The sequence below is a fragment of the Kitasatospora sp. NPDC023385 genome (assembly GCF_055664045.1).
On the sequence record NZ_JBVOOL010000031.1, the window covers coordinates 60,835 to 71,966 of the forward strand.

The following is an 11,132-nucleotide window of genomic DNA, read 5'->3' on the forward strand; positions in this document are numbered from 1 at the left end:
TGTTCATAACATCCGGTTATGGAGCTTGAGATACGGCATCTCCGGATGATCTGCACCATCGCCGAGACCGGCAGCCTCACCCGCGCCGCCGCCTCGCTGCGGCTCAGCCAGCCCGGGCTCAGCGCCCAACTGCGGCGGATCGAGGCCATGCTGGGCGGCCCGCTGTTCGAGCGCGGGCGCACCGGTGCCCTGCCGACCGCCTTCGGCGAGGCCGTGCTCACCCGCGCCCGCGCCGTCCTGCCGACCGTCGACGAGCTGCTGAGTGCCTCAGCCCTGGCCGCCCGTTCCAGCAGCCCGGTCCCGCGCCTGCGGCTCGGCTCGGTCAACGCCCCGCTGATCGGCGGGCTGATCGACGCCTTGCGTGCCCACCTCCCCGAGGCCCGGATCGTCTCTCGCGCCCAGGGTTCGTCCGTCCCCCTGATCGAGGACGTCTCGGCCGGCCGCCTCGAAGCCGTCGTGGTCGGCGACTGCCCCGGCTACGAGCTGGCCGCGCGGCCCGGCGTCGTCCTGCGGCCAGTGGTCACCGAGCCCGTCTTCGTCGCCCTGCCGGCGGCCCACCGCCTCGCCGGTCGGCCGGAGGTCGGACTGGACGAACTCGCCGACGAGGACTGGGTGTCGCCCCGGCCGGACGACGACCGGGTTCGCGAGTACTGGTCCACCACCTTCCACGCGACCGGCCACCGGATGCGCACCGTGCACGAGGCGGAGGGGCGGCTGCTGACGGAGCTGGTCCGCAGCGGCTGCGCGGTGAGCCTGTGCCAAGCCACCTTCGAGGAACTGCCCGGCGTCGCCGTGCGGCCCATCACCGGAAACCCGCTCTGGTACCGGCACCTGATCGCCTGGCACCAGGAGGGTCCGCTGATCGCCCTGGAGGCGGCGCTGGTCGAGCACGTCCGCGAGGCCCACCGGGTCGCGGCCGAGCGCAGCCCGGTGTACCAGCGGTGGTTGCGCGCCACAGCCGGGCAACCCGAGGCGGCCGCCCGATGAGCGGCCGTCCGCCGCCATGGCTCGCCAACGACGCTGGTCCTCGGATGAGTTGAGCCATCCTGCCGGCGGCGGGGATGCGATGACACCCTGTTCGACGGGCCGCGGGGTTCAGCCCGAGATTCGGTCCCGTCCGCAGCGGGCGGGGCCGTTTCACGCTCGCGCCACGCCCGTGCAACACGCCGCTGGGAGCATCGACCGCATGCTCTCCCTGGTTGCCCCGCCCACGCTCGGCAGGACCGCGTTGCCCACCGAGGGCGGCGGGGCCGGGGCCGTGCTGCGCGCGGTACTGGCCGGCGGCCCGCTGACCCGCAGCGCCGTCGGCCGGGCCACCGGCCTCAGCCCGGCTGCCGTCTCCCGGCACACCGCCGACCTCACCGGACTCGGGCTGCTGCGCGTCCTGCCACCGCCGGACGGTCCGCCCAGGGCGGGGCGCCCGCAGCTGCCGCTGGACATCGACACCCGTCACCACCTCGCCTGCGGGGTGCACATCGGCGTGCCGTGGCTCACCTTCGCCCTGCTGGACCTGCGCGGACGGGTGGTCGCCCACGAGCGGCTGCCCCGGCGTGGCGACGCCGCCGCGGTCCTCGGCACCATCCGGGCGTACCTGCCGGGCTTCCTGACCCGCCGGGCCACCGGCCACTCGGTGCTCGGCCTCGGAGTGGTCACCGGCGGCTGGGTGGACTCCGAGAGCGGCCGCGTCGTCGCCCACGGCCCGCTCGGCTGGCGCGACGTCCCCGTCCGCGACGTCCTGGCCGACGCCACCCGGCTGCCGGTGCACGTCGACAGCCACGCCCGGGCGCTGGCCCAGGCGGAACTGCTGTTCGGCGCCGGCAGCACGGCCACCGAACTGGTCCAGCTGTTCGTCGGCAACGTCGTCGACGCGGCCATCGCCACCGGCGGCAGCGTGCTGCGCGGCAGGCGGTCCCGCGCGGGCGACATCGGCCACCTCGCCGTACCCGGCTCCACCGAGCCCTGCTCCTGCGGACGGACCGGCTGCCTCCAGGCCGCCGTCGCGGACCGGACCCTCGCCCGCCGGGCCCACGCCCTCGGCCTGGTCCCCGGCCCCGACTTCGGCCTGCTGCTGGATCTGGCCGGCACCGGGAACCCCACCGCGATCCGCCTCTTCGAGGAGCGGCTCCGGCTCGTCGCGCCCGCCGCCGGCCTGCTGCTGGACGTCCTCAACCCCGAGGTCCTGGTGGTCAGCGAGGCGGGGCTGTCGGTGGCGCCCTGCCTGCGCCCGTACCTGGCCGAACAGATCCGGCTGCACTCCAACGCTGCACCCGAACAGCTGGTCACCGCGACCGCCTTCGGCGTCGACGTGCTGGCGGTGGCGGCCTGCGCCGGGGTGCTCGACAGCGTCTACCAGCGGCCGATGGAGCTGCGGACGGCCGGGAGCCCGACCACCCGGGCGATGCGTTGAGCCCTCGTCAACGGCGCATTAATTCCACCGCCAGGCGAATCGTTGTGCCCGGCCGGGCGGTACACCGCGCCGTAGCGGCCGCGCGCCGGCCGTATGGGGAAGGCCCGGACCACTCGGTCCGGGCCTTCCCCGTGGCGTCGGCCGCCCTCAGCGCTCAGCCCGGCCGCACGGAGTACTCCGCACGGCCGGGCTGCCGGTCAGGACGTGTAGTGCGAGGCGTCGTCACCCTCCAGTACGTGGCTGGGCTCGCCCGTCACACCCACCGGCACGTCACCGGCGACGGTGACGCGGTGCAGGCGGCGCGGCAGGTCGTCGTAGTCGTCCGGCGCGTAGTGCTGGGTGGCGCGGTTGTCGAACAGCACCACGTCCCCCAGCTCCCAGCGCCAGCGGACCACGTTCTCGGGCCGGGTCACGTACGCCTGCAGGCTGCGCAGCAGGTCGTGGGACTCGGCGGTCGGCAGGCCGACGACCGACTGCGCGAAGCCGCCGATGAACAGCCCGCGCTCACCGCTCTCCGGGTGCACCCGGACGACCGGGTGGACGGTGCGGTACTTGCGGGCGGTGAAGACCCGGCGGCGCTCCTGGTCCGCGGCGTCCAGCTCCTTGCCCTGCGCGTAGTCGTAGTCGTTGGTGTGCACGGCCCAGAGCCGGTCGGCGAACTCGCGCAGCTGCTCCGGAAGATCCCGGTACGCGGTCTGGGTGTTGGCGATCAGCGTGTTGCCGCCGTACGGCGGGACGACCAGGCTGCGCAGGGTGCTGGCCTTCGGCGGCGTACGGACGAAGGTCACGTCGGTGTGCCAGCGGTTGGCCCGGCCGCCGTCCTCGCTGTCCACCGCCAGCACGTTCGGCTGCCCGTCGAGCGCGGGAACGGTCGGGTGCGCCGTGGTGAGGCTGCCGAAGTTGGCGGCGAAGCGGGTCTGGCCGTCGTCGTCCAGCTGCTGGCCGCGGAAGAAGAGCGCCTTGTGCTCCACCAACGCGGCGTTGAGCTGCTCGACGGTCTCCGCGTCGAGTGCGGCGGAGGTGTCGACGCCGAGGATCTCGGCGCCGATCCGGCCGCCGACCTTGCGGATCTCGAAGGTGCTGGTCATGGGAATCTCCTTCGGACGGTGGGTACGGTGCGGACATTCAGGAGGTGATGGGGGTGGCTGGGTGGACCGAGGTAGCGAGGCGCCGGGGTGTTCTCACGTCACGCCGCTCAACCGCCCAGCGGGGCGCGCCAGGCGGTGAACCGGCGTTCCAGCGCGACCAGCAGCTGGTTGAAGACCAGCCCGATGACGGAGATCGTCACGATGCCCGCGTACATCTGCGGGATCGCGAAGTTGTACTGCGACGCGTTGATCAGATAGCCGAGTCCCGCCTTCGCCCCCACCATCTCGGCGGCCACCAGCACCAGGATCGACACCGCCCCGGCGAGCCGGACGCCGGTGAAGACCACCGGCACCGAGGCGGGCAGGATCACCTTCTGGAACAGGCGGGGTGCGGAGAGGTCCAGCGAGCGGGCGAGCCGGATCAGCGTCGGATCCACGCTGCGCACCGCGCTGATGGTGTTGAGCAGGATCGGCCAGAGGCAGGCGTACAGCACGATCGCGATCTTGGACGTCTCGCCGATGCCGAGGATCAGCACGAACACCGGGAGCAGGGCGAGCGCCGCCGTGTTGCGGAACAGCTCCAGCAGCGGGCTGAGCAGGCCGGCCACCGGACGGTACCAGCCGATCAGCAGGCCGAGCGGCACACCGATCGCCACCGCCAGGCCGAAGCCGCTGAGCGAACGGGTCAGGCTGGCCAGCGTGTTGTCGGCCAGCTGGCCGTTCTGCAGCAGCCCGTACCAGGCGTCCAGCACCGCGCTGAACGGCGGCAGGAAGGTCGGGTCCACCAGCTCGAAGCGCGGGGCCAGCTCCCAGAGCAGCAGCAGCGCGACGATCGCCACGGACTTCGTGGCGCCGCTCACCAGCAGCCCCAGCAGACGGCGCGGCACCCCCGGCCGGACGGCCCGCGCCGATGCCCCGCTCGGGGCCGGCACCGGGGCCGCTGTCCCGCCCGGCGCCGGTTCGGCCGCCGGCCGGGGTTCGGCGGAGGCCGTCCGCACGTCCACCGCCGGGCGCGGGTTCAGATCGGTGCTCATACGCGGCTGACCTCTCTCTCCAACTGCTGCGCACGGCTGACCTCGTCGTGCAGCAGGCTCCAGATCTGGTGGCGGTAGCGGGCGAACTCCGGGCTGGAGCGCAGGTCGTGACCGGCCGCGCGCTCACCCAGGTCGATCGGGACGACCTCCTTCACCCGGCCCGGGCGCGAGGTGAGCACCGCAACGCGGACGCCCAGGTAGACCGCCTCCTCGATGCCGTGGGTGATGAACACGACGGTCTTGCCGGTCCGCTGCCAGATCCGCAGCAGTTCGTCCTGGAGCGACTCGCGGGTCTGCGCGTCGAGCGCCGCGAACGGCTCGTCCATCAACAGCACCGCCGGGTCGTACGCGAGGCTGCGGGCGATCGCGACCCGCTGCTTCATGCCGCCGGAGAGTTCGTGCGGGTGGCGGTCCTCGAAGCCGGTGAGACCGACCAGGTCGAGGTACTCCCGCGCCCTGGCGGCCCGGTGCCGCCTCGGCACGCCGGTGGCCTCCAGGCCGAACTCCACGTTGCCCTGGGCCGTCCGCCACGGCAGCAGTGCGTACTGCTGGAAGACGATGCTGCGGTCGATCCCCGGGCCGGTGACCGGCCGGCCGTCGAGCAGGATCTCGCCGGAGGTCGGCGCCGTCAGACCCCCGAGGAGGTCCAGCAGGGTGGACTTTCCGCAGCCGCTCGGTCCGACGACCGCCAGGAACTCGCCCTTGGCGACGTCGAGTTCGATCGAGTCGAGGGCCATGAACCCGGAGGGCCGGCGGTCTCCCGCACGACCCCGGACCGGGAACGTCTTGGTGACCTGACGAAAACTGATGTGCTCGGTCATGGCGGGCTCAGCTCCCGGCGGCGGGGGAGGTGGGCGAGGCGGGAGAGGTGGCCGAGTAGCCGTTGAACTGGTTGGTGTAGAGGTCGGCCGCCTTGACCTGCCCGGCCTTGATGTCACCGTGGGCCGTCAGCCAGTCGATCCAGAGCTGGAAGGTCTGGTCGGTGATCCGGCCGCCGGGCTCGGCGACGCCGAAGGACTTCCAGTACTGGAGCGCCGCGACGTCCTCGTTGCGGCCACGGCGCCTGATGATGTCCGTGCTGCGGGCGATCACCTCCTCGCGCGGCGTCGTCCGGGCCCACTCGATCGCCTTCGCGACCCCCGTCACGAAGACCCTCGACGTGGTCGGGTTCTGCTTGAGGAACCGGTCGGTCAGCACGTACGTGCCGGCGCTGAAGGCGCCCAGCAGGTCGAAGTCGCTGAACAGCGGCCTGATCCCGCCCGCCGCCAGCGCCTTGTCCCGCAGGACGCCGCCCAGCGAGGCGACCTCGATCTGCTTCTGCCGCAGCGCCTGCTCGGTGTTGACCGGGGGCACGACGATCCGCTCGACCCGGCGCAACTCCGGTGCGGCGAAGCCGTTGCGCTGGAGGTAGGTGTCCAGCACCGCCTCGACGTGGGCCCCGAGCGTGTTCATCCCGACCTTCTTGCCGACCAGGTCCCGGGCGGAGCGGATCGGGCTGTCCTCCAGCACGTAGTAGCCGTTGTAGGAGGCGGCGTCGACGCCGTAGTAGCTGATCGCCGCCTTCACCGGCGCCCCGGCCGAGATCAGCTTGACGACGGCGCCGTTGAACGCCCCGCCGAAGTCCGTCTGCCCGGTCGCCGCGGACTGGATGTCCTGCGGGCCGCTGATCGTGTTGCCCACCCACTCCAGCTTCACGTCGCCGAAGTAGCCGAGGTCCTCGGCGAGTTCGGGCAACGTCACCTGCCCCACCCAGCCCTGGTAGCGGAGCTTCTTCGTCTCGGCCCCGCCGCCGGCCGCCGTCGCCCGGCCGCAGGCGGCCGCCGCCGCCGCGACCGCGGCCAGCGTGAGGAACCGGCGCCGGGAGGTGGGTGGGGAAGCGGGTGGGGAAGCGGGCCATGAGGTCACGGACATGGGAGGTCCTTTGCGGGGTCGGCTGGGTACGCCGACGGGGACGGGCAGCAGGGCTGCCCGTCACGCGGCGAGGCGGGTGAACGGCTGGTGGTGACACGGGAGCACCCGGCGCACCGGGCCGGGGCGGAGGCCCCGCGGAGGCTGCGGGGCTGCGGGGCTGCGGAAGACGGCACGGCCGCGTACGGCGACAGCCCGGAGCGGCGGCCGCGACGGCAGCGCGACCGTGCCGTCAGGACGGCCGCGACGGCAGGGCGGCCGTGCTGGTTCAGGTCGGCAGGTGAGAGGAGCGCGTCAGCGCGAAGGAGCGCCGGTCAGTGGCAGACAGCACAGATGGCGCTCGCGTGTCGTCGCAGATCGACGTGCAGGCGGCCCACAAGGCGCTCGGATTGGCTCACGTCCGAAAGCCTGGCAGCCGACCCGAACCAGGTCAACGAATGTTCAGCCGTTGGAAGAAACCCGCCTCGGCCGGGGCGGTGTCACGCGCCTTCACACCGCGCGGCGCCGGGGGTCGCGCCCGTCTCCGGCGGATGCTCGGAACCTGGGTGGCCCGCCCGCCGCGTCACCCGAGAGTCCACTGCTGATTCCGGCCGCCGCTGCAGGTCCACAGCTGGACGGGTGCGCCGTCGGTGGTGGCCAAGCCGGCCACGTCGAGGCAGAGCCCCGACTGCGCCCCGGTGATGGTGCCGTTGGAGTTCAACGTCCACTGCTGGTTGGCCTGCCCGTTGCAGGTCCAGACGATCGCCTTCGTGCCGGGGCTGGTGCCGTGCGCATCGGCGTCCAGGCACAGCGTGCTACCGCCGACGGTCACGGTCAGCTGGTTCGACGGCGTACGGGTCCAGGCCTGGTTCGCGCCGCCGTTGCAGGCGTAGATCTGCTGCTGCGTGCCGAGTGCCGTGGTGTTCGCATCGGTGAGGCACTTGCCCGCATCCACCGCCCGCAGTGCGCCGGTCGTACCGCCGCTGGAGGACCCCGCGTCCAGGCCCATGAAGTGGACGGCGGAGGCGGCCATCGCGGTGCCCTGGACCGGCAGTTGGTGCCCGGCCCCGGCGATGCTGTACGCCTCGACCTGGGTGGTGCCGGCACTGTTGTCGTACCGGGTGCGGGTCCAGTTGGCCGCGGGGGTGTCCGTGGCCGACGGGGTCTGGCTCACGCCGAGGACATCGGTCCACTGCTTGATCTCTTCACCGAGGTTGTTGTGGCTCAACGTGGTGTCGGCCGTTCCGTGCCACAGCTGCACGCGCGGCCGCGGACCGGTGTAGCCGGGATCCCCCGTGTTGCGGACCAGGCCGCCCCACTGCTGCGGGGACATGGAGACCTGGCCCTGGGCGCAGGCCGAGTTCCAGCCGCGTACGGAGCCGGTGTAGAAGCAGTGGTAGGGCACTCCCATGAACGCCGCGCCCGCCTTGAACACGTCGGGGTAGTCGGCGAGCATCACGTTCGTCATCATCCCGCCCGACGACTCCCCGGTCACGTACACGGAGTTGGCGTTGCCGCCGTAGTGCTGCTCGGTGTAGGTGATCATGGACATGAGCCCGACCGGGTCACTGCCGCCGTTGCGGGTCGACGCCTGGTCGGAGGAGACGTCCCAGCAGCTTCCGCTGGGGTTCGTCGAGGGGTAGACGACGAGGAACCCGTACCGGTCGGCCAGCGACGCGAAGTCGGTGCTCGAGTACATGTAGGGCCCGGTCCCCTGGCACCCGTGCAGGGCCAGCAGGATCGGGGGGTTGGCCTTGACGTTGTTCGGCACGTACAGGTGCATGAGCAGGCCGGTCGGGTTGGGACCGAAGTTCGTGATCTGGGTCAGCGAGGCGGCGGCGGCCTGGGGGACTGCGGTGGCCTGGGGAGCGGCGCTGGCTTGCGGGTCGGCCTGGAGGCACACGCCGACCGCCAGGCCGACCGCGGCGGCTATGCCCAGTAAGCGGGCCTTGAGGGAACGGGATCGAAACATGGGGTGCCTCTCCATCCGGGGTTTGTCATGAGCGTGAATTATCTTCCCGGTGTCACCGCCGAAGAAACAATGCCGAAACACACGCCCGCACCGGTGCCTGGGTCGGTCGACCGCTGCCCTCAGCCCCCGCGCCACCGCGACCAGTTCCCCACCCGCGCCGAGCCGGTGACCGTCCCGAGCGGCCAGCGCGTGCCACACTCTGCGCGGACCACGCGGGTCCGGCACCTGAGCCAATTGCTCCAGCAGACCCGGCACCTCCCTAGGGGTTGTCTAATTTTCCGGCATCTAGAAAAGCGGCGCTGAGCTGGGGAAAAGCCCGACGGCGGACGCAGGCGGCGGGTTACCTGCGGTGGTGGCCGCGGTGCCATCTGCGGTGGTGCCTACGTGTAGGTCGCCGAGGGCCGCGGTCGGCCGGCCACGGCAGCGCGGACGGTTCGCCGTACGCGCAGAAGGACGCCGGCCCGCCGCAGGCGCGAACTCCAAGCCGGCCGCGGGCACCAGGAGAAGGCTCTGGAGGCGATAGTGCGGGGCACAACGGAGCGTAGCCATAAGAGGGCTTCGACGCCGTTTCGCTCACTGCCCGTCAGCACAGCAGGTACGGCGGGGAAACCCGACCCCGCCGACCTGCAGTGGCAAGACATCAGGACCAGGATGGAAGTAGAGCCACCCGCACATCCGAGAAGGTGAGTGCAATGGCGAAGCTCTACGAGCCGACGGACAAGCTGCCCACGATCCTCATGTTCCAGCCCACCCGCTTCGAGATCGTCGAGGGAGACCGTCTCAACGAGTGGGAGGAACACCTGCGCGAGCACGTTGGGCTGAACGTTGCCGGCCTTCGGCCGGAGGTCACGGGGGGCCTGGCCAGCATCTCCTTCTGTCCCTTCGCGGACGACTGCGACGAGGTCTAGCGTGCCTCGCCCGTCCAGGAGCGGCTGTGTGGCGATCGTCAGCCAGCACGATGACCTCCACGCATGGGCGGTTCGGAAGGAGCTCATGGACCACCGGGGCATGCGGTGCGACATCGTCCCCAGCGACTGTCTAGCCGACGACGGCGGGTTGGTGTGGGCAGGTCCCGGCGGCGACGGATTCCCGCCGACGCTTCCGACCCTGGGTGGAGGACGACTCGACGTAGAGCGGATCGACGCCGTCTGGTTCCGCCGAGGGTACGTCTCGCAGGCCGCCAGGCCGTCGTCTGGCGATTCGACGTCCGACGACCCAGACGACGGCGACCCGCTGTACACGGAGGTGGTCGACAGCAACAGCTCCTGGGCACTGCTGGGTGTCCTCCTCGGCAGTTTCCAGGGCCGATGGGTGAGCGACCCATGGGCGACCCGCGCCGCAGAGAGTAAGGCACTGCAACTCAAGGTCGCCTGCGAGGCGGGTCTACGGGTTCCGCGAACCTTGATCAGCAACGACCCTGGCGACGTACGGCGATTCTGCACGCAGCTCGAGGGTCGGGTCGTGGTGAAGGCGGTGCGGGCCAGCCGCCGTACTCCCCTTCTCACCCAGAGGCTGCGGCCCGAACACCTGGAGTCGGACGACCGCATCCGGCTTTGCCCGGCCATCTACCAGGAGTGCATACCGGGACGCCGCCACCTAAGGGTCCACGTCTTCGGGGACCACGTTCTGGCCGTCGCGATCGAGTCAGCCGACCTTGATTGGCGACCCAACCTCGACTTCGCGTGCCGCGCATGCCAGTTGGACGACAAGCTCGGAACACAACTACGGCAGGTCGTCCGGGCATTGCGGCTGCGTATGGGGGTGATCGACCTGAAGTACGACGGAGAGACGCCCGTCTGGCTTGAGATCAACCCCCAGGGGCAGTTTCTGTTCGCGGAAGGCCTGACCGGTGTTCCGCTACGGGTGGCAATGGCCGACCTGTTGTACGACGAGGCTCGAACTACCGTGTCTGAACCGCCGCAGCCGCGGATCGCCGCGTGCCCCGGGGGGCGTGTCTGACAAATGATCATCGTGCTGGTTCGCGGAGCCAGAGGATCAGGTAGGCCAGGACGACTCCGCGCGGTAGCGGGCGGCGAGCTCGTCGAACCTGGTCGCGACCGCACGGAACTGCTTGAGGCGGGCGAAGCATCGTTCAACCACGCTGCCGTCGCGGTAGAGGACCTTCTCGAAGGCGGGCGGGCGGCCGCCGTGGGATCCGCGTCGCCTGCGGTTGCTAGCCTGGTCGCGGCGTTCGGAAATCGTGGCGGCGATGCCCCGGTGCGGCAGCTGGTGCCGGATCGCCCAACTGGAATAGGCCTTGTCGCCCAGCACACGCTCCGGTGTCGTGCCCGGGACGCCGAAGCCCTGCCGCCCCCGAGGCATTTGTTTTTGAGGGCAGAGTGGGAGTACTGTCTCCCAGTCGCTCGGCTGGGAGCACCGGACACGCATCTGCGCGGACGGTCCCGGGGCGGCCAATCCCCTGAAACACCCACTTCCCAGGTTCGGGCTGGGTCGCGTCGGCATTCTCGCTTCGCGGCTCGGTGCGTATTCGGCGTGGGCGTTTTATCGGATTGCGGCCGGATTCGCCTTTCGAGGCGGAGGTCGGCTAGAGTTTGAAACGTCGGACAGGGCGTCAAGCCCGCAGAAGACGTCAGTAAGTCGGATGAATGAAGCCCCGGAAACGGAGCGGAAAACGTCTGATAAGCTGGAAACACGAAAGAACGAAGCCCGGAGGGTCCGCTGGAAGGCGGTCCGAAGGAAGCGTCCGTTCCTTGAGAACTCAACAGCGTGCCAAAAGTCAACGC

At 71.0% G+C, this 11,132-nt stretch carries 10 protein-coding genes and 1 pseudogene; 4 read left to right on the forward strand and 7 right to left on the reverse strand.

What is annotated here, in order from left to right; all coding sequences use genetic code 11:
* Window positions 1-18: 18 nt before the first annotated feature.
* Both AC0B61_RS31785 and AC0B61_RS31790 read left to right on the forward strand, forming a co-directional pair.
* The gene (locus tag AC0B61_RS31785; RefSeq protein WP_471745108.1) at window positions 19-987 is read left to right on the forward strand and encodes a LysR family transcriptional regulator; all 969 of its coding nucleotides are present in this window, start codon (window positions 19-21) and stop codon (window positions 985-987) included.
* 199 nt (window positions 988-1,186) lie between these two features.
* A complete protein-coding gene (locus AC0B61_RS31790; RefSeq protein ID WP_471745110.1) occupies window positions 1,187-2,407 on the forward strand; it encodes an ROK family protein in 1,221 nt (406 codons plus the stop codon).
* A 197-nt stretch (window positions 2,408-2,604) separates the two neighbouring features.
* Here the strand turns inward: AC0B61_RS31790 and AC0B61_RS31795 are convergent, their stop codons facing one another.
* The 6 genes from AC0B61_RS31795 to AC0B61_RS31820 all read right to left on the reverse strand — a co-directional run bounded on the left by AC0B61_RS31795 (window position 2,605) and on the right by AC0B61_RS31820 (window position 8,388).
* Window positions 2,605-3,495 carry a TauD/TfdA dioxygenase family protein gene (locus AC0B61_RS31795; RefSeq protein ID WP_471745112.1) on the reverse strand — a complete coding sequence of 297 codons (891 nt, stop codon included), beginning with the start codon at window positions 3,493-3,495 and terminating at the stop codon, window positions 2,605-2,607.
* A 107-nt stretch (window positions 3,496-3,602) separates the two neighbouring features.
* Window positions 3,603-4,529 carry an ABC transporter permease gene (locus AC0B61_RS31800; protein ID WP_471745114.1) on the reverse strand — a complete coding sequence of 309 codons (927 nt, stop codon included), beginning with the start codon at window positions 4,527-4,529 and terminating at the stop codon, window positions 3,603-3,605.
* Window positions 4,526-5,350: an ABC transporter ATP-binding protein gene (locus AC0B61_RS31805; RefSeq protein ID WP_471745116.1), complete on the reverse strand. Its 825-nt coding sequence runs from the start codon at window positions 5,348-5,350 to the stop codon at window positions 4,526-4,528. The genes AC0B61_RS31800 and AC0B61_RS31805 overlap by 4 nt, the downstream gene beginning before the upstream one ends.
* 7 nt (window positions 5,351-5,357) lie before the next feature.
* Entirely contained in the window at window positions 5,358-6,440 is a 1,083-nt protein-coding gene (locus AC0B61_RS31810; RefSeq protein WP_471745118.1) for an ABC transporter substrate-binding protein, read from the reverse strand.
* A gap of 311 nt (window positions 6,441-6,751) precedes the next feature.
* Complete coding sequence (locus tag AC0B61_RS31815; RefSeq protein WP_352296006.1) at window positions 6,752-6,835, reverse strand: putative leader peptide; 84 nt, start codon at window positions 6,833-6,835, stop codon at window positions 6,752-6,754.
* Window positions 6,836-6,999: 164 nt separating this feature from the next.
* Entirely contained in the window at window positions 7,000-8,388 is a 1,389-nt protein-coding gene (locus AC0B61_RS31820; protein ID WP_471745120.1) for an extracellular catalytic domain type 1 short-chain-length polyhydroxyalkanoate depolymerase, read from the reverse strand.
* A gap of 692 nt (window positions 8,389-9,080) precedes the next feature.
* On the opposite strand from AC0B61_RS31820, the gene AC0B61_RS31825 reads away from it, so the two are divergent.
* Together AC0B61_RS31825 and AC0B61_RS31830 are read left to right on the forward strand one after the other, a co-directional pair.
* Entirely contained in the window at window positions 9,081-9,296 is a 216-nt protein-coding gene (locus AC0B61_RS31825) for a hypothetical protein (protein WP_471745122.1), read from the forward strand.
* Between the two features lie 28 nt (window positions 9,297-9,324).
* A complete protein-coding gene (locus AC0B61_RS31830) occupies window positions 9,325-10,347 on the forward strand; it encodes an MvdC/MvdD family ATP grasp protein (RefSeq protein WP_471745123.1) in 1,023 nt (340 codons plus the stop codon).
* Between the two features lie 10 nt (window positions 10,348-10,357).
* Here AC0B61_RS31830 and AC0B61_RS31835 read toward each other — a convergent pair.
* Window positions 10,358-10,713 (reverse strand): annotated as a pseudogene (locus tag AC0B61_RS31835) (transposase family protein); the annotation flags it as partial.
* Window positions 10,714-11,132 lie beyond the last annotated feature (419 nt).